General features: G+C 65.5%; 15 protein-coding genes and 1 tRNA gene. 12 read left to right on the forward strand and 4 right to left on the reverse strand.

The features are described 5' to 3' along the window. The first annotated feature begins 46 nt into the window (after nt 1-46). The 5 genes from AC1DB0_RS09525 to AC1DB0_RS09545 all read left to right on the forward strand — a co-directional run bounded on the left by AC1DB0_RS09525 (nt 47) and on the right by AC1DB0_RS09545 (nt 5482). The gene (locus AC1DB0_RS09525) at nt 47-1579 is read left to right on the forward strand and encodes a DUF3300 domain-containing protein (protein ID WP_476757412.1); all 1533 of its coding nucleotides are present in this window, start codon (nt 47-49) and stop codon (nt 1577-1579) included. A 5-nt stretch (nt 1580-1584) separates the two neighbouring features. After that, on the forward strand, nt 1585-2457 hold the full coding sequence (locus AC1DB0_RS09530) for a DUF2950 family protein (RefSeq protein WP_342067469.1): 873 nt from the start codon (nt 1585-1587) through the stop codon (nt 2455-2457). 175 nt (nt 2458-2632) lie between these two features. Beyond that, nucleotides 2633-3613 carry a YVTN family beta-propeller repeat protein gene (locus AC1DB0_RS09535; protein ID WP_054421177.1) on the forward strand — a complete coding sequence of 327 codons (981 nt, stop codon included), beginning with the start codon at nt 2633-2635 and terminating at the stop codon, nt 3611-3613. Between the two features lie 118 nt (nt 3614-3731). After that, nucleotides 3732-4472, forward strand: coding sequence for a polysaccharide deacetylase family protein (locus AC1DB0_RS09540; RefSeq protein ID WP_175170589.1), 741 nt, complete (start codon nt 3732-3734; stop codon nt 4470-4472). Between the two features lie 2 nt (nt 4473-4474). Next, nucleotides 4475-5482 carry a sterol desaturase family protein gene (locus tag AC1DB0_RS09545; protein ID WP_054421178.1) on the forward strand — a complete coding sequence of 336 codons (1008 nt, stop codon included), beginning with the start codon at nt 4475-4477 and terminating at the stop codon, nt 5480-5482. Nucleotides 5483-5546: 64 nt separating this feature from the next. Here the strand turns inward: AC1DB0_RS09545 and AC1DB0_RS09550 are convergent, their stop codons facing one another. Both AC1DB0_RS09550 and AC1DB0_RS09555 read right to left on the reverse strand, forming a co-directional pair. After that, nucleotides 5547-6053 carry an acyl-CoA thioesterase gene (locus AC1DB0_RS09550; protein ID WP_054421179.1) on the reverse strand — a complete coding sequence of 169 codons (507 nt, stop codon included), beginning with the start codon at nt 6051-6053 and terminating at the stop codon, nt 5547-5549. Between the two features lie 79 nt (nt 6054-6132). After that, complete coding sequence (locus AC1DB0_RS09555) at nt 6133-7710, reverse strand: DUF1254 domain-containing protein (RefSeq protein ID WP_476757413.1); 1578 nt, start codon at nt 7708-7710, stop codon at nt 6133-6135. A 339-nt stretch (nt 7711-8049) separates the two neighbouring features. Between AC1DB0_RS09555 and fdnG the strand changes: the two genes are divergently transcribed. The 7 genes from fdnG to AC1DB0_RS09590 all read left to right on the forward strand — a co-directional run bounded on the left by fdnG (nt 8050) and on the right by AC1DB0_RS09590 (nt 17195). Next, the gene (gene fdnG / locus AC1DB0_RS09560; protein ID WP_156336342.1) at nt 8050-11118 is read left to right on the forward strand and encodes a formate dehydrogenase-N subunit alpha; all 3069 of its coding nucleotides are present in this window, start codon (nt 8050-8052) and stop codon (nt 11116-11118) included. A 10-nt stretch (nt 11119-11128) separates the two neighbouring features. Continuing rightward, nucleotides 11129-12028 carry a formate dehydrogenase subunit beta gene (gene fdxH, locus AC1DB0_RS09565; protein ID WP_175170585.1) on the forward strand — a complete coding sequence of 300 codons (900 nt, stop codon included), beginning with the start codon at nt 11129-11131 and terminating at the stop codon, nt 12026-12028. Next, on the forward strand, nt 12021-12653 hold the full coding sequence (locus tag AC1DB0_RS09570) for a formate dehydrogenase subunit gamma (protein WP_054421183.1): 633 nt from the start codon (nt 12021-12023) through the stop codon (nt 12651-12653). The genes fdxH and AC1DB0_RS09570 overlap by 8 nt, the downstream gene beginning before the upstream one ends. Before the next feature lie 78 nt (nt 12654-12731). Then, entirely contained in the window at nt 12732-13664 is a 933-nt protein-coding gene (gene fdhE, locus AC1DB0_RS09575; RefSeq protein WP_342067467.1) for a formate dehydrogenase accessory protein FdhE, read from the forward strand. A gap of 1 nt (nt 13665) precedes the next feature. Continuing rightward, nucleotides 13666-15096 carry an L-seryl-tRNA(Sec) selenium transferase gene (gene selA, locus AC1DB0_RS09580; protein WP_447576970.1) on the forward strand — a complete coding sequence of 477 codons (1431 nt, stop codon included), beginning with the start codon at nt 13666-13668 and terminating at the stop codon, nt 15094-15096. Next, nucleotides 15093-17039, forward strand: a complete 1947-nt coding sequence (gene selB, locus AC1DB0_RS09585; protein ID WP_476757414.1) for a selenocysteine-specific translation elongation factor — start codon at nt 15093-15095, stop codon at nt 17037-17039. Before selA ends, selB begins: the two co-directional genes overlap by 4 nt. A 60-nt stretch (nt 17040-17099) precedes the next feature. After that, nucleotides 17100-17195, forward strand: a tRNA-Sec gene (locus tag AC1DB0_RS09590). An 85-nt stretch (nt 17196-17280) separates the two neighbouring features. Here AC1DB0_RS09590 and AC1DB0_RS09595 read toward each other — a convergent pair. Both AC1DB0_RS09595 and AC1DB0_RS09600 read right to left on the reverse strand, forming a co-directional pair. After that, nucleotides 17281-17820 (reverse strand): TlpA disulfide reductase family protein, encoded by a 540-nt coding sequence (locus AC1DB0_RS09595; RefSeq protein ID WP_427951576.1) that lies wholly within the window; start codon nt 17818-17820, stop codon nt 17281-17283. A 20-nt stretch (nt 17821-17840) separates the two neighbouring features. Further along, nucleotides 17841-18941, reverse strand: coding sequence for a transglutaminase-like domain-containing protein (locus tag AC1DB0_RS09600; protein WP_054421188.1), 1101 nt, complete (start codon nt 18939-18941; stop codon nt 17841-17843). Nucleotides 18942-18979 lie beyond the last annotated feature (38 nt).

Below are 18979 nucleotides of genomic sequence, written 5' to 3' on the forward strand. Positions count from 1 at the left end.
TCTTCCTGGTGTTCAGCTTCATGCGTTGCTACACGGAGAACGGTTCATGCGTCGACTGCAAAGGTGGTTCATCGGCTGGTTGTGCCTGGGGCTTGCAGTCTGCCTGCCCGCCGTGGCGCAGACCAAGCTGGACAATGGGCAGTTGGATCAGCTGATGGCGCCGGTGGCGCTGTACCCTGATTCGCTGCTGTCACAAATCCTGATGGGGGCCACGTACCCCGACGACATTGCCGCTGCGGCCAAATGGTCGGCGGCGCATACGTCCGAGTCGGGCGATGCGGCGGTCAAGGCGGTTGAAGGCGAAAGCTGGGACCCCAGCGTCAAATCCCTGGTGGCGTTTCCTTCCGTCATGGACATGATGGGGCGTCAGCCCGACTGGGTGAAATCCGTGGGCGACGCCTTCCTGGCGCAGCCGGACGGGGTGATGGATTCGGTTCAGCGGCTGCGCACGCAAGCGCAAAAGGCCGGCAACCTGAAGAGCACGCCGCAGCAGACGGTGAAGTCCACGACCACCGACACCAACAAGACGGTGGTGGTGATTGAGCCGACCGACCCGCAAGTGGTCTATGTGCCCAGCTACAACCCGACGGTGGTGTACGGGGCGTGGTCCTATCCGTCGTATCCGCCTTATTACTATCCCCCGCCTCCGGGCTCGGTATTTGCGACCGCGCTTGTATCCGGCATCGGGTTTGGCCTGGGGGTGGCGGCCGTGAATTCGATGTGGGGCGGATTCAACTGGGGACACAACGACGTTGATATCGACGTGAACCGCTACAATAACATCAACGTCAATAACCGGATCGACAACGCCAGAAACAACAACGTGTCGTGGCAGCACAACCCGGCCAACCGCGGCAACACGCCCTATGCGGATGCGGGCAACCGCCAGCGTTTCGACAGCCAACGCCAGGCGGGTTTGCAGAACCGCCAGGCAGCGCAGGGTCAGAGGCAAGGGCAGGGGCTTGGGCAGAGCCAGGGCGGCCGCGCTGCCGGCGCCGCGCCCGCAGCGAATTCCCGGGAAGCCGCACGTGACCGCGCCGCGCAGTCTTTCGAGGGGCGCACGGGGCAATCGATAGCCGGTCATGAAGAACGGGGCGGGGCACGCGGCCAAGGCGCAGCGGGCCGGGGCGGCGAGGGCGCAGCCGGGCGAGGCGGCGAGGGCGCCGCAGGTCGAGGCGGCCAGGCTGCGGCGGACCGGGGTGGTGAGGGTGCGGCAGGCCGGGGTGGTGACGCGGCGGCCAGCCGTGGACAAGGCGCCAACGCAGGCGCCGGGCAAGGCTCCCGCGACCGGGCGCAAAGCGGCGCCAACCACACACCACGTTCTTCCAGCGTTTCCACGCAGGACCACCAGGCAGCGGCCCAACGCCAGCGCGCGGACGAATCCGCCGCCCGCGATCGTGCCCGCGCCTCCAACAGCAGCAGCGCGCTGCACGACGCCGGCAACGGCGACCGGATGCGCCAGCAGAGCCAACGCAGCGAGATGAATCGGGGCGGCGGCGGTGGCGGACATCGGGCTAGCGGCGGCGGCAGCGGACGTGCGGGTGGCGGCGGCGGCGGTCATTTCGGCGGCCGGAGGTAAGCACCATGGACAAGGGAGCTTTCATGACGAATGCCTGGGTTCGTGCCCGTACGCTAAGCGCCGCAACATTGTTGGCGCTGGGCTTGGCCGCGCCGGTGGCGGCGCAAAGCGTGTATCCGACGTCGCAGGCCGCGGCCGACGCCTTTGCCGACGCGCTGGCCACCAGCGATTCCGCCGCCATGGCCAAGGTGCTGGGGCCAAACCATAACCAGATCGTGCCGGGCGGCGTGGCGCAGGACGACATCTACCGATTCCTGTCGGCCTGGGCAAAGAAGCACGAGATCATCGCCGACGGCGGCCGTTCCTGGCTGGCGGTGGGAGATTCCGGCTGGACGATGCCCGTGCCGATCGTGCAGTCGGGCAAGGGTTGGCGTTTCGACCCGGCAGCGGGCAAAGCGGAAATCCAGCGCCGCACGATTGGCCGCAATGAATTGAGCGCCATCGAAGCCTTGAAGCAATTGCAGGCGGCGCAGACCCGATACATGCAAGGCGTGGGCCAGGGCCGTTATGCGAGCCGCCTCGTCAGCCGGCCCGGCAGCATGGACGGCCTGTACTGGCCCGAAGTGCCCGGCGCGCCCGAGCAGGCGTTTGGGCCGGACGCGCTCGTCATGGGGCCGGAAACCCCGGTGGCGGATGCCTATTCCGGTTATCGCTTCAAGGTGTTGCCGGGCAGCCAGGACACGGCATACCGCATCGTCGCGTGGCCCGCGCAGTACGGACGCACCGGCATCGGCACCTTTGTCATCGGCCCGCAAGGCGGGGTGCTGGAATCGGACCTGGGGCCGTCATCCGCATCCCGTGCAGCGGCCTTGCGCGAACGCGATATCACCGCTGGCGCGTGGGTCGACGCCGACGCGCAACCCGTTGGAACCAAATGATTTTTTGGCGATTCGGGGGACGCTTCGGGCAGGGGTTGTTGCTGGACGGCAACAGGCGCATTCGTTTGTCGCCAAACCCCTGCTTGTTGCCCTTTTGAAAGGCCGCTGTGCCTAAAATGGCGACCATTGGGATCGGTGCCCGATCCTTACTTGCCGGACCTTGAAATTGAATCTCATGCATTTTGTCCGCTACGCCCTGGCAGGCGTGGGGATGGCGCTTAGCGCAGCGGCGGCATCGGCCCCGATTTTCGTCCTGAATTCCCTGGACGCCAACGTCAGCATCATCGACCCGGTCACCTACAAGGAAGTGCGGCGCGTGCCCACCGGCAAAGAGCCGCATCACCTGTACCTGACGCCTGATGAGAAGTCGCTGATGGTGGCCAACGCTACCGGCAACACCATCACGATGATGGACCCCAAGACGGGTGAAGTGCAGCGCACGCTGACCGGCATCGTCGACCCCTACCAGTTGCAGTTCTCGCCGGACATGAAGTGGTTCGTCACGGCGGCCAACCGCCTGGATCACATCGACATCTACGCCTGGCAGCCGCAGCAAAAGGGCGCCGAGCTGAAACTCGTCAAGCGCGTGCCGGCGGGCAAGACGCCCAGCCACATCATGATCGACAAGAAAAGCACCACGGCCTACGTGACGCTGCAAGACAGCGACCAGCTGATCGCCATCGATCTGGCCACGCAGACGCCCAAGTGGACGGTGTCGGTAGGCAAGACGCCGGCCGACGTGTTCCTGACGCCCGACCAGAAGACCCTGCTGGTGGCGCTGACGGGCGACTCCTTCGTCGAAGCCTATGACGTCAGCAACGGCCCGGCCAAGCTGGTCAAACGCATCCCGACTGCGGCCGGCGCACACGCGTTCCGCGCGCAGGGCGACAAGCGCCACCTGTTCGTCAGCAACCGCACCGCCAACTCCATCAGTCGCATCGACATGCAGACGCTGACGGTTGCCGACACGTTCCCCGTGCCGGGCGGCCCGGACTGCATGGACGTGCTGGCCGACGGCAAGACGCTGCTGGTCACGTCGCGCTGGGCGCGCAAGCTGACGGTGGTGGACCTGGAGCAGAAGAAGGTCGTGAACCAGGTGACGGTGGGCAAGTCGCCTCACGGCGTCTGGACGCTGAACCATGCGCCAACGCGTTAAAGGCCCCCACGCCGCGCCCGCTGTCGCGAGCTTGCTGCCCCCCAAGGGGGCTTTTTCGCCTTGGGGCGGCCCGGCGGCGAAAAGCGTTCTGGCCATCTGTCTCGCTATTGCCGTCCCGATGGCAAACGCCGCCCCGGTGCAGGCCACCTGCGACAAACCCGTCTACCTGACGTTCGACACCGGCCACATGGGTGTTGCGCCGCTGATCGCCGACGTGCTCAACCGCCATCACGTGAAGGTCACGTTCTTCCTGGCCAACGAACGCACGAAGACCGAGGGCTCGAGCCTGGACGACGTGTGGGCGCCGTGGTGGAAGGCGCGCGCGGCCGAAGGCCACGCCTTTGGCTCGCACACCTATGACCACGTCTACTGGCAGGGCGACCTGCCCGGCGGCAAGTTCCGCGTGAAGCCCAGCGCCGGCCCCGACACGGGCAAGACGGCGCAGTGGACGGCCGAGCAGTACTGCGCCGAGATCAAGCGTTCCGCCACCCGTTTCCATCAGATGACGGGCCAGAACATGCTGCCGATCTACCGTGCGCCGGGCGGCAAGACCTCGCCCGCTTTGCTGAAGGCGGCCAAGGCCTGCGGCTACGAACACGTGGGCTGGGCGCCTGCCGGCTTCCTGGGCGATGAGTTGCCCAGCGACAAATTCCCCAATGCCAAGCTGCTGGACCAGGCGCTGCGCACCATCAAGCCCGGCGACATCCTGTTGGCGCATCTGGGCATCTGGTCGCGCCAGGACCCCTGGGCGCCCGCGGTGCTGGAGCCCTTGATTGTGGGCTTGCAGCAGAAGGGCTATTGTTTCGCTACCTTGAACACGCATCCCGCTTATCGCGATTGGATCGCTACGCATCATTGATTATGGATACGCTTAGTCAATTCTTCGGGGCTTGCCAGCAATGGCTCTTCGAGACGCTGATCCAGCCCGCTCTGTTCCATTTGGGGCTGAGCAACTTCATCGAAGACGGCTACGACGCCACCATGTGGCTGCTGGTCGGCCTGGTGCAGATCGCCGTCCTGGTGCTGGTGTTCGGCCCGCTGCAACGCCTGCGGCCCGTTGAAGCCGTCACCGACCGCCGCCAGATCGGCATCGACGTGCTCTACACGCTGATCCATCGCCTGGGCGTGTTCCGGCTGGCGCTGTTCTTCACGATCGATCCCTTCTGGGACAGCGTGTTCGGCCAGTTGCACATCTGGGGCTTTGCGCCGTTTCAGCTGGACCAGTACTGGCCCGGCGTTACCGACAAGGCCTGGGTCAGCCTGATCATCTACCTGCTGCTGTTTGACGCGGTCGATTATTTCTACCATCGCGCGCAGCATCGTTTCGGCTGGCTCTGGGCGCTGCACGCCGTGCATCACAGCCAACGCCAGATGACGATCTGGAGCGACGACCGCAACCACTTGCTGGACGACATGCTGCGCGACGTGCTGGTCGTGTTCGTGTCGCAACTGGTGGGCGTGCCGCCCGCGCAGTTCGTGATGGTGGTGGCCATTACCCAACTGGCGCAGAGCTTTTCGCACGCCAACCTGCGCATGCACTTCGGCGCGATTGGCGAACGTTTGCTGGTCAGCCCGCGCTTTCACCGCCATCACCATTCCATCGCCTACGACGCCTCGTCGCCGGGTCCGGTGGGCGGCTACAACTTCGCCGCGCTGTTCCCCATCTGGGACGTGCTGTTCCGTACCGCCCGCTTCGGCGTGGGCTACGGCCCCACGGGCATCCACGACCAGCAGGCGGAATTGGGCGGGCGCGATTACGGCCGCAGCTTCTGGTCGCAGCAATGGCTGGGATTGAAACGCATGGTGGGCCGCGACCGCGAGCCCGCATCGGCGCCACCCGCGCCTCCTGGCGCGGCAGAACGCGCGTGATTCTGCACATGAAAAAACCGAGCCTGCGTGGCTCGGTTTTTTTTATGGCGTCCGGCGCGCGGAATCAGGCTTGCGGCGTGTCGTGCGTGGTTTCACGTTTGATCTGATCGTGGCGGCGCTCCATTTCCTGGCGCAGTTCGCGGCGCAGGCCGGCGGCTTCGAAGCGTTGCCGTTCTTCCAGGTTGCGCGGTTCCAGCGGCGGCACGGCGGTGGGCGCGCCCTTGTCGTCTACCGCCACCATCGTGAAGTAACAGCTGTTGGTGTGGCGCACGAGCTTTTTGCGGATGTCTTCGGTGACGACCTTGATGCCGATTTCCATCGACGTGCGGCCGGTGTAGTTCACCGCCGCCAGGAACGTGACCAGTTCGCCCACATGAATGGGTTCGCGGAACACAACCTGATCCACGGACAGCGTCACCACGTATTGGCCGGCATACCGGCTCGCACAGGCATAAGCGACCTGGTCCAGATACTTGAGGATGGTGCCGCCGTGTACGTTTCCTGAAAAATTCGCCATGTCTGGCGTCATCAGGATGGTCATCGTCAATTGGTGGCTAAAGGCGTCGTCCATGGCGGGCGCTCATCATTCGTGAATAAAACGCCTATGGTAGCGGCAGGCGCCTGTCATTGCGCCGACATTCGTACGGCGATCAGGGTTTCTTGGGCGTGGCGGTTGACGGTTTGGCGGGGGCGGCAGCGGGCGCGGCGACAGGCGGCGCGGCCTGCACCAGCGGCGCGGTCTCCGCAGGGGCGGGGGCAGGTTCCATGTGGGGGGCGAGTTCGGATTGGGGTTCGGGTTTGGTCTCCCCTTCATCGCGCACCATTCCCGGCGGCATCCACAACCCGTCCAGCAAGGCCGGGCCCGGCTCATAGACGCGCAGCAGCAGCGTCACGGGGCCCACGGCCGGCACGGGCAGCCAGTTGGCCTGGACTTCAGGCGCGGGCGGCAGCGCGCTGACATGCACGTCCAGCGATCCGTCGGCGTTGTAGGCCAACGGCGCGCGGTCTCCCAGCGCGTAGCGGTTCAGCATATTGGCCACCGGCATGCCCTGGCCGTCGTACACGGCCAGCGACCACAGGGCGCCTGCGGGCGGCAACTGGCCGCTTTCAAAATGCAGCATGTAGCGGTGCGCGCCGTCGATCGGCGCACCGTGGCTGTCAGCCGCCAGCAGCAACACGCTCAGGTCTTCGGGCAGGCCGGCGCCGGGCTGGGCCTGGGCCGCCAGCGCGCGGCGCAAATAGCCATTGCCATAGACGCCGACGCTGCCCGTTTCCTGCTGCCAGCCGTTCAGGTTGCGCAATGATTGGCCGGCGGCGGCGTCCATGCGCTCGCGCGCGGCGCGCAGGCCCCGGCGCATGCCTTGCTTGGCGGGGTGGTCAAGCTTGTCGAAATCGAAGGTGCGGCCGGGGATGAGGCCCACCCGGCGCAGCTGCGCCAGCACGGGCTGGTCGGTGGCGTGCGGCGGGTGCTTGCGCATCAGCTCGGAGGCGTAGGTGAAGAAGGCGTCGGTCGGCATGGATTCCACCTGTTCGCGCACGGCAATCTTCAAGTCCAGGTTCGGGTCCGACTTCACGCGTTGCGATTGCGCGGGCAGGTTCCATTGCGACAGCGGCGTCAGCGTGAAGCCGTCTTGCAAGGCGTTGACCGCAGAAAGGTCCGCCGGCCCGTCAGCCTGGATCAGGATCTTTGCCCACACGTGCGCCGTGGGGGCGTCTAGGCGCGCCATGCCCGAGGGCAGGGTGCCCGTCCAGCCGGGCGGCACGATCACGGTGTTGCCCTTGGCCGTGCCGGTGGTGCGCTTGCCCAGCGTGGCGAAGACGTCTGTCCACATGTCCAGCAGGCTTAGCGTGTACAGACGGTCTTGCGTATCGGGCGCCGACAGCACCACGGGGCCGGCAGTCAGGTCCAGCCAGCCCGTGCTGCGCAGCATGTCGGGGTTGGTCCACGGCGCCGCCGTGCCGGGCTGGGGCAGGGTGCGGCCATGCAGAAAGGTGTTGGCGGGTGCGCCCTGAGCCCCTTGCGACGGGTGGGTGAACTGGCGCCGCGTCAGGTCCATGGTGACCAGCGGGTAGAAGTACAGATAGCCTTCCATCGCCGCCTGCTGCGCGGCTTCGGTGGCGGCCGCGGCGGGACTCAGCGCGGGCCGGGCGGGGGCGGCCAGGGCGGCGGGGGCGGTGGTCCATGCCAGGGCGGCAAGAGACAGGGCCAACGGGGCAAAGCGGCGCATCGGCGCTCCAGCGATCAGGCAAAAAGGGGCAACAGGGGCAAGCAGGGTGCAAGCGAGGGGCAAGCGAAGGTGCGATCGAAGGTGCAAGCGGGGGGCAAGCGGGCCAAGAACCACGCCGCTGCACATTACGACAGCCGGCAATGGTAGCAGCCGGCCGACCGTCCAAAATCTGCGAACAACTCCCATTTCGCCTGTAAATCCGCGCAGAAAAGGGGGATAGACCCATGGCATGCTGGGTCGGCTTCGGAATATACTCATTGAAATATCCTTGGAAGTTGTAGGGCTTCTTCCTTCGGGCAGGCCTCCGGCTTTCTTCATTCACCAGGAGAGGAGTGCTTCATGGTCAACATGAATCGCCGCCAGTTCTTCAAGGTGACAGGTGCAACCCTGGCAGGCTCCAGCCTGGCATTGCTCGGGGTTGCTCCCGGCACAGCCATGGCCGAAGTTCGCCAGTACAAACTTGCGCGCATGACTGAAACGCGCAACACCTGTCCCTACTGTTCGGTCGCCTGCGGTTTGCTGATGTACGGTCTGGGCGACGGCGCCAAGAACGCGCGCGCCAGCATCATGCACATCGAAGGCGACCCCGATCACCCCGTCAATCGCGGCACGCTCTGTCCGAAGGGCGCAGCCCTGATCGACTTCATCCACAGCCCCAACCGTCTCAAGTTCCCGGAATACCGGGCGCCCGGGTCGGACAAATGGGTGCGGATGTCGTGGGACGACGCCCTGACGCGCATCACCAAACTCATGAAAGCCGACCGCGATGCGAACTTCGTCGAGAAGACCGCGGACGGCAAAACCGTTAACCGGTGGCTGACCACCGGCATGCTGGCCGCCTCGGCAAGTAGCAACGAGGTGGGCTACATCACGCACAAAACCGTGCGCAGCATGGGGATGTTGGCATTCGATAACCAAGCCCGTGTCTGACATGGCCCGACGGTGGCAGGTCTTGCCCCGACGTTTGGCCGTGGAGCGATGACGAACCATTGGGTCGACATCAAGAACGCGGACGTAGTACTGATCATGGGTGGCAACGCCGCCGAGGCCCACCCGTGCGGGTTCAAATGGGTCACGGAAGCCAAAGCCCATAACAAGGCGAAGCTGATCGTCGTGGACCCGCGCTTTACGCGCTCGGCTTCCGTGGCGGACTTCTATGCGCCCATACGCACCGGCACCGACATCATCTTCCTGGGTGGCGTCATCAAGTACCTGTTGGATCACGACAAGATCCAGCACGAGTACGTGCGCAACTACACCGACTTTTCCTACATCGTGCGCGAGGACTTCACGTTCGACGCGGGCCTGTACTCCGGCTACAACGCCGAGAAGCGCACGTACGACAAGGCAAGCTGGGACTACGAGCGCGGCGATGACGGCTTCGTCAAGACGGACCCGACGCTGACGCATCCGCGCACCGTCTACCAGCTGATGAAGAAGCACTACTCGCGCTACACCGAAGACATGGTTGAGCGCGTGTGCGGCACGCCCCGCGACAAGTTCCTGAAGGTGTGCGACATGCTGGCCTCTACGGCCACGACGAATCGCGCCGCCACCATCCTGTACGCGCTGGGCTGGACGCAGCATTCCATCGGGTCGCAGATCATCCGCACCGGCGCAATGGTGCAGCTGCTGCTGGGCAATATCGGTATCGCCGGCGGCGGCATGAACGCGCTGCGCGGGCACTCGAACATTCAAGGCCTGACTGACCTGGGCCTGATGTCGAACCTGCTGCCCGGCTACATGACGCTGCCCAACGAGCCCGAGCAGGATTACGCCAAGTACATCGAGACGCGTGCGTTAAAGCCCTTGCGTCCGAATCAGCTGAGCTACTGGCAGAACTACGGCAAGTTCCACGTGAGCCTGATGAAGGCCTGGTGGGGCAAGTCGGCCACTGCCGAGAACAACTGGGCGTTTGACTATCTGCCCAAGCTCGACAAGATGTACGACATGCTGCAAGTCTACGAGCTCATGGTCCAGGGCAAGATGAACGGCTACATCGCGCAGGGTTTCAACCCGCTTGCGGCGGCGCCGAACAAGAGCAAGCTGAACGACGGCTTCGCCAAGCTGAAGTACCTGGTCATCATGGACCCGCTGGTCACTGAGACCTCGGAGTTCTGGCGCAACGCGGGCGAACACAACGATGTGGATTCGTCCAAGATCCAGACCGAAGTCTTCCGCCTGCCCACCACCTGTTTTGCCGAAGAAGATGGCGCGCTGGTGAACTCCGGACGCTGGCTGCAATGGCACTGGAAGGGCGCCGAGCCTCCGGGCGAAGCCAAGAGCGACATCGAAATCATGTCGCTCATCTTCACGCGCCTGCGCAAGATGTACCAGGAGGAAGGCGGCAAGTACCCCGACCCCATCGTCAACCTGTCCTGGCCGTACTCCAACCCGCAGAACCCCACCGCGGAAGAGTTGGCCAAGGAATATTCGGGCAAGGCGCTGGTGGACGTCATGGACCCCAAGGACCCCACCAAGCTCGTGCGCAAGGGCGGCGAACAAGTGGCGGGCTTTGCGGAATTGCGCGACGATGGCTCAACGGCCAGCGGCTGTTGGATCTTCGCCGGCGCCTGGGGCCCCGGCGGCAACCTGATGGCGCGCCGCGACAACAGCGACCCGACCGGCATCGGCCAAACCCTGAACTGGGCGTGGGCGTGGCCGGCCAACCGCCGCATCCTGTACAACCGCGCATCGTGCGACGTGTCGGGCAAGCCATTCAACCCGCGCCGCAGCCTGATCTCGTGGAACGGCAAGATCTGGACGGGCGCCGACATCCCCGACTTCAAGGGCGATGAAAACCCCGATGGCGGCATGGGTCCGTTCATCATGAACCCGGAAGGGGTGGCGCGCTTCTTCGCGAAGGCGGGCATGGCCGAAGGGCCGTTCCCCGAGCACTACGAACCCTTCGAGACGCCGCTGGGCTACAACCCGCTGTATCCGAAGGCCAAGGGTGTCACCAGCAATCCGGCCGCGCGCGTCTTCAAGGACGACCTGGCCGCGATGGGCACGGTGGACAAGTTCCCCTATGTGGCCACCACGTACCGTCTGACGGAGCACTTCCACTACTGGACCAAGAACGTCCGCATCAACGCGATTCTCCAGCCGGAGCAATTCGTTGAAATCGGCGACGCGCTGGCCAAGGAACTGGGCATCGCCAACGGGTCACGTGTGAAGGTCTCGTCCAACCGCGGCTACATCAAGGCCGTGGCGCTGGTCACCAAGCGCCTGCGCGCGCTGACCATCGAGGGCAAGACCGTGCACCACGTAGGCATACCCATCCACTGGGGTTTCGTGGGCCTGGCCAAACCCGGCTTCCTGACCAACACGTTGACGCCGGTCGTGGGCGACGGCAATTCCCAAACACCGGAATTCAAGTCGTTCCTGGTCAAGGTCGAGAAGGCTTAGGAGAACCGACATGTCCCTGCAATCCCTAGACATCAAGCGGCGCTCCGCCACCACGACCCCGCCGCCGGGCATCCGTGAACCCATCACGGGCTCGGTGGCCAAGCTGATCGACGTCTCCAAATGCATCGGGTGCAAGGCTTGCCAAAGCGCCTGTATGGAATGGAACGATCTGCGCGACGAGATCGGCACCAACGTGGGCGTCTACGACAACCCGGCCGACCTGACCGAGCATTCCTGGACCGTCATGCGTTTCTCGGAATACGAGAACCCCGCAGGCGACCTGGAATGGCTGATCCGCAAAGACGGCTGCATGCACTGCGAGGACCCGGGCTGTTTGAAAGCCTGTCCCTCGCCGGGCGCCATCATCCAATACACCAATGGCATCGTGGACTTCCACGAAGAAAACTGTATTGGCTGCGGCTACTGCATCACCGGCTGCCCGTTCAACGTGCCGCGCATTTCCAAGAAAGACCACAAGGCGTACAAGTGCACCTTGTGTTCCGACCGCGTGGCCGTCGGCCAGGAGCCGGCGTGCGTCAAGGCCTGTCCCACCGGCGCCATCGTGTTCGGCACCAAAGAAGACATGAAGCAGCATGCCGAAGAACGGATCGTGGACTTGAAGTCCCGCGGTTTCGATCAGGCTGGCCTGTATGACCCGCAAGGCGTGGGCGGCACCCACGTCATGTATGTGCTGCATCACGCCGACCAGCCCGGGCTGTATCACGGGCTGCCCAAAGACCCGCATATCAGCCCCATGGTGTCGTTGTGGAAGGGGCTGGCCAAACCGCTGGGCGTGGCCATGATGGCCCTGACCGCCTTGGCGGGCTTCTTCCACTACGCCCGCGTGGGCCGCAACGAGGTCTCGGAAGAAGACGAACGCCGTGCCGAAGAGGAGGTGCGCCATGAGTGAAGACCACCGTCACCGCCGGATCAAGCGCTATACGCCGGGCGAGCGCACCAACCACTGGATCATTGCCCTCACGTTCATCTTGTTGGCGTTGTCCGGGCTGGCGCTGTTCCACCCGTCGATGTACTGGTTGTCCAACCTGTTTGGCGGCGGCCCCTGGACGCGCATCCTGCACCCCTTCATCGGGGTGGTGATGTTCGCCTGCTTCGTCGTGTTCGCCGGCCACATGTGGCGGCACAACCTGATGACGAAGGCCGACCGCCAGTGGTTGAAGCAACTGAACGACGTGGTCGAGAACCGCGAAGAAAAGCTGCCCGAAGTCGGCAAGTACAACGCCGGCCAGAAGCTGCTGTTCTACGTGCTGGTGCTGTGCATGCTGGGGCTGTTTGCCAGCGGCATCGTGATCTGGCGCGAGTTCTTCGCGTTCTACTTCCCCATCTGGGTGGTGCGGGTGGCGTCCGTCGTGCATGCCGTGACGGCGCTGGTGCTGATCTGCTCGATCATCGTGCACATCTACGCGGCCATCTGGGTCAAGGGATCGCTCACCGCGATGCTGCGCGGTTATGTCACCGCTGGCTGGGCGTGGAAACACCACCGCGCCTGGTTCCGCGAACAGATCCGAAAGTAGCGCCAGTTTTATCCTGACCGCACGGCTGCTATCCTTCTTCGAAGGCTGGCAGCCGTGTTTGTTTTCTTGGAGACGCAATTGCAGCGAATTCTTCCGCGCGGCGAGATCGAAGCGCTAGACCACAATGTCATCCCCCGCGTCAGCCTGCCCGACCGCGCGTCGGTGTTTGCGACGCGTGCCGCGCGCTTGCGGCAATTGGCGGCCGACAGCCCCGTGGCTGACTATCTTTTGCTGATGGCGCAATTGGTTGACGCCCAGCAGCGCGCGCTGAAAGACTGTGCGGCGCCGGGTGCATCGGAAGATCGCCTTGCCCTGGCGCAGGCGCACGGCATGCCGCCGTTGCAAGCCGTGGGCTGGCCGCGCGACCCGATGTGGCGGGGCATCCTGGCGCAATTGGTGGACGACGTTTCGCGCGGCCAGAACGTGCCCGCCGAAGCCGTTGACGTCTGCCGCGCGCTGCGCCGCGCCGTGGACGAAGACCCCGAATCGCTCGAAGACCTGGCCGAAGCCGTGCTGTCCGAACAGGACCAGGGCGTGGACGGCGCCGCCGCCCCGTTCGTGATGGCGGCCTTGCAGGTGTACTGGACGGACCTGGCCAGCCGCTTTGACGACAAGCAATTGCCCGTGGTCAGCCCGTTTGGCGTCTGCCCCGTGTGCGCCAGCCTGCCGGTGGCCAGCGTGGTGCGCGTCGGCGGCCAGTACGAAGGCTACCGCTACCTGTGTTGCAGCCTGTGCGCTACGCAATGGCACATGGTGCGTGTGAAATGCTCGCATTGTGAAGACGTGGAATCGGTGGCGTATCAAGCCATCGACGGCCGCTCGCCCGCCATCAAGGCGGAAACCTGCGACCACTGCCACACCTATCGCAAGATCTTCTACCAAGACAAAGACCTGTACGTAGAGCCGGTGGCCGATGACCTGGCCAGCCTGATGCTGGACGTGCTGGTAGGCGAGGCGGGCTATTCACGCGCAAGCGGCAACCCCCTGCTGTGGCACGGCAACGAGGAATAGCATGGCCCAGCACCCGTCAGAAGGCAGTGTGGCCGCCGTTTCCGATATTCCCCCGCTAGACCGCTTGCTGAATGCCGACGCGTTGCGCACGGCGCTCGACACGCATGGCCGCACTCAAGTGGTTGCGGCGTTGCGGCGCGATCTGGATGCCTTGCGCCAACGGGCGCTGGCGGGCGGCTTGATGCGCCAGGAACTCGATGCGCCGGTTGTTGCGGCCCGGGTGTCGGCGGCATTGGATAAAGCGGCCCAGCCGCGTCTGCGCGCCGTCTACAACCTGACCGGCACGGTGTTGCACACCAACCTGGGCCGCGCGCTGCTGCCCGACGAAGCGGTGGCGTCCGTATTGCGCGCGCTGACCACGCCCGCCAACCTGGAGTTCGACCTGGACACCGGCGGCCGGGGCGACCGCGACGATCTCATCGACGAGCTGCTGTGCGAACTGACGGGCGCGGAAGCGGCCACCGTCGTCAACAACAATGCGGCCGCTGTGCTGCTGATGCTGAACGCGCTGGCCGACAAACGTGAAGTGGTTGTGTCACGCGGCGAGCTCGTCGAAATCGGCGGCGCGTTTCGTATCCCCGACATCATGAAGCGCGCGGGCGCCAAGCTGGTTGAAGTGGGCACCACCAACCGCACGCACGCCACCGATTACGACACCGCCATCGGCCCGCGCACCGCGATGCTGATGAAGGTGCATTGCAGCAACTACGCGGTCACCGGCTTCACCAAGAGCGTGAGCGTGGCCGAGGTAGCGGCGCTGGCGCACGCCAAGGGTTTGCCGGCCACGGTGGACCTGGGCAGCGGCACGCTGGTGGACCTGACCCAATTCGGCCTGCCCAAGGAAGACACCGTGCGCGAGACCATCGAGGCTGGCGCCGACCTGGTTACCTTCAGCGGCGACAAGCTGCTGGGCGGCCCGCAGGCGGGACTGCTGGTGGGCCGCGCCGACCTGATCCGCAAGATCAAGAAGAATCCGCTCAAGCGCGCGCTACGCGTCAGCAAGCTGACGCTGGCCGCGCTGGAACCCGTACTGGGCCTGTACCGCGCACCGGAATTCCTGTCGCAACGCCTGACCACGCTGCGCCTGCTGACGCGTCCGCAACGCCAGATTCAGCCGCAAGCCGAAGCCCTGCGCGGCACGCTGGCGCATGCCGTGGGGCCGAACTACGCGGTGGAAGCCGTGCCGATGTTCAGCCAGATTGGCAGCGGTGCGTTGCCGGTGGACCAGTTGCCCAGCTACGGCCTGGCCGTGCGCTACACGGGCAGCGGCCGTCCGGGACGCCATCTGGACAAGCTGGAAGCGCAGCTGCGCCGCTTGCCCACGCCCGTTATCGGCCGTATTGCCGACGACGCGCTGTGGCTGGATTTGCGCTGCCTGGAAGCGCGCGACGAAGCCGCGTTTGCCGCGCAATTGGCGGAGCCGTTGGCATGATCATCGGCACCGCGGGGCATATCGACCACGGCAAGACCACCTTGGTACGCGCGCTGACGGGCGTGGACACCGACCGCCTGAAGGAAGAGAAAGCGCGCGGTATTTCCATTGAACTCGGCTACGCCTACACGCCGCTGGCCAATGGCGACGTGCTGGGCTTCATCGACGTGCCCGGCCATGAAAAGCTGGTGCACACGATGGCGGCGGGCGCCAGCGGCATCGACTTCGGCTTGCTGGTGGTGGCGGCGGACGACGGCGTGATGCCGCAGACGCGCGAGCATCTGGCCATTCTGTCGTTGCTGGGCGTGGCGCAAGGCGCCGTCGCCCTGACCAAAGCCGACCGCGCCGACGCCGCGCAACAAGCTGCCGTGCTCGCGCAGATTGCCGAGCTGACGGCAGGCACGTTTCTGGATGGCGCGCCAGTGTTCGCCGTGTGCGCGTCACAACCCGGCGACACCGCCACGGCCGAACTCAACACCTATTTGCACGCGCAAGCCGAAGCGTTGCGTCAGCGCGATGCGGCGGGCCTGTTCCGGCTGGCCGTGGACCGCGTGTTCACGCTGGCGGGCCACGGCACGGTGGTGACCGGCACGGCGCACGCGGGGCAGGTGCGCGCGGGCGACGACGCTGCCGATCTGCGCCTGATGCCCGCTGGCACACGCGTGCGGGTGCGCAGCATCCATGCGCAGAATCAGCCCAGCGAAACCGGCGTGGCAGGTCAGCGTTGCGCCTTGAATCTGGCCGGGATCGACAAGCAGGCCATCGCACGCGGCGACTGGATTGCGGATGCGCGCTGCTTTCTGCCGTCGCGCCATGTTGATGTGGCGTTGACCCTGCTGCCGTCCGCCGATGCGCCCGTGCGCGCCTGGGCGCCGCTGCATGTGCACATCGGCGCGGCGCGCCATGTGGCGCACGTGGTGCCGCTTAGCGCCGAAACCTTGGCGCCCGGGCAGTCAGGCTGGGTGCAGTTGGTGTTCGACGAGCCCGTCTGCGCCATGCCCGGCGACCGCTACATCGTGCGCAATGCGCAGGCCACGCGCACCGTCGGCGGCGGCCGGGTGCTGGACCCGAACGCGCCCGACCGCAAGCGCCGCGCCGCCTCGCGCCTGCAAGGCTTGCAGGCGCTGTCCGACATGCTGGATGGCGGCGGCCTGGCGCCGGTGCTGGAGCATGCGCCGTTGGGTCTGGACGAAGCCACATTGCAACGCCTGACCGGCAAGCCGGTACGCGACATCGAAGCGCCGCACGGCGCTTTGTGGCTCGAGACGCGCAATGCCCAAGCCCCGCGCACCTTGATCTTGTCTGCCCATTGGGACGCGCTGCGCGCGCGCGTGGAACAAGCGTTGGCGGCCTTCCACCACAGCGCGCCGGATGAACCCGGCCCCGATGGCGCGCGCTTGCGCCGGATGGCGATGCCGGTGGGGCCTGATGCGTTGTGGACGGCGGTGCTGGATGCGCTGCAACGCGATGGCCGCATTGTGCGCAACGGGCCGTGGCTGCATCTGCCGGCGCACACATCCACGTTGGCGGATGCCGAAATCGCCCTGGCGGCGCGGCTGTTGCCGCTGCTGGAGGCCGGTGCGTTTGATCCCCCTTGGGTGCGGGATCTGGCGCGATCACTGGAAGCGTCCGAAGAGCACGTGCGGCAATTGCTACGCAAGCTGCTGCGGCGCGGCGAGGTGGCGCAGGTGGTCAAGGACCTGTTCTATCACCGCAATCAGGTGCGGGTGTTGGCGGGGTTGGCGGCGGATCTGGCCGCGCAGCCGGGCGGTTTGAACGCAGCCGTGTTCCGTGACGCCACCGGGCTGGGCCGCAAGCGCGCCATCCAGATTCTGGAATTCTTTGATCGCGTGGGCTACACGCGGCGGGTGCGGGACACGCATGTGCTGCGCGCCGAAAGCGCGTATGCCGTTGCGCAAGGGGTGCAGCAAGAGCGTCCGTAATACGGACGGCAAGAGCGGCTGCAAAAATCGCAGCAGCCGGTATCATAGGCGGTCCGCTGCGGAAGGCATTCGTGCCCGGCGGCACGGCTGGGCTTCAAACCCAGTTGGGGGCGTCAGACGCTCCCAGGTAGGTTCGACTCCTGCTGCCTTCCGCCACGTTGTTTCAGGTGCGCAATTCAGCGGCCCACGTCAACAATGCAAGACATCCGCGCGAGTCATCTGCGCACTTCATCCGCGCACTTCAGCTGCGCAGCATCCGCGTCACCACGCTCGTCACGCGCGCCGACGTCCAATCCAGTTCCCCCAAGTGCCAATACCGGATTGATCCGCCTCGGTCCACCAGGTAGTTGGCGGGTAACCCAATCGCTTCCCACTTCTTCGACGCCGCGCTGTTCCGGTCGTGCAAGACCGTGCCGGCCACTGGCCATTTCGCCAGAAAGGTCGACACCTTGCCCAGCGCTTCGCCCACGTTCACCGCAACCAGCCGCAGGCCTTCTTCGCGATGGCGCTTGGCCATGGTGGACATCAACGGAATTTCATCGCGGCAGGGATCGCACCAGGTAGCCCAGAAGCTGACGATGACGACGTTGCCGCGCCACGCCGACAGCTTCTGTTCGCGGCCGGAAAGGTCAGGCAGGATGAGCGGGGGGGTGGGCGCGGTCCAGGGCGCCCAGTCGGGGCCGGTGGCGGTTTTCAGCGCGGAGTCGGTGGCGGCCCGCACCCAGGCAGGCACGGCCGCCAACGACAGGCCGGATTGAAGCAGACGGCGACGACTGATCAAGGCGGCTTCCTCCGCAGGGGTCAGATGGACACGGGTTTTGCCGTGAGCGTGTAGCTGAAGCTTGCCGGGTCCAGGCTGTCCAGACGCCCGGCGGCCGTCTCGCCGTTGGGGTACATCAGGAACGGCACGGGGTCATGCGCGGAACCGGGCAGGACGACATCGTGGCCGTGGTTATAGGCGACCCAGTTCATTTCCCAGGCGCCAAACAACATGACGCGCGCGGCGCGCACCTTGGCGTCGGTCAAGGGCAATTCGCCGGGCGGCTCTTCCAGCATGACCTTGCGCACGTCCGCCGGGTCGACCGGCACCCAGCCATAACCCGACGCATAGAACTCGGCGCGGCAGTGCTGCGCTTTGGTGACGTCGCCCGCTTTGCCCAGGCTCTTGTAGCCCAGCTCGGAATTCGCCACGCGCAGGCCGTAGGCATCGCGCGCGGGAATGCCGGCCGCACGCGCCAAGGCCACGAACAGCGCATTGATGTCGGCGCACTTGCCGTTCAGATCATTGGCCGTGAGCATGTAGCGCACGTCGCCCACACCGCAGCCGCGCGTGGATGCCGTGCGGCAGGTGTTTTCAACGACCCATTCGTAGATGGCGCGCGCACGCGCCACGTCGCCCTGATGGCCGCGTGTGATCTGGTCGGCGGTGGTTTTGACGATGCCGTCGGTGGGCAGCAGCGCGGTGGGCTTCAAGTATTCGCGCAGCGCGTCGGGCGTTTCCAAGACGGCATCGGCGGACGGTGGCGCGGTCAGGTCCACGCGGCGGTTGCGCGTCTGGAAGCGGCTTGTCATCGTGACCGCGCGCGGGGTCTGTGCATCGGGCCATTGCACGGCCAGCATCTGCACGTCGTAGCCCGGCGCCCGCATTAACTGGGCGGTGCCGCCGCCGCTGACTTGCCACGTGGTTTGCGCGCCGCGCTGGTAAGCAGTGTCGGTGGCGTAAGGCACCGGAATCCAGATGCGCGTGTGTGCGCCGGGGTCGGTGACTCGAATATCGGTGGTGAGTTCGAAGCTGCGCCAACCGGCGCTGACGGGCGCCTGCTGCGCGCGCAGCGCTTGCGGCAAGGCGGTTGTGGCGGCGCACAACGCGCCTGAGAAACGGAGAAAGTGTCGGCGATCCATGAAGCCCCCACGCACGGTGAAGATTGGCTGTCGGTGCG

The sequence above is a fragment of the Achromobacter sp. 10T422 genome (genome assembly GCF_056394065.1).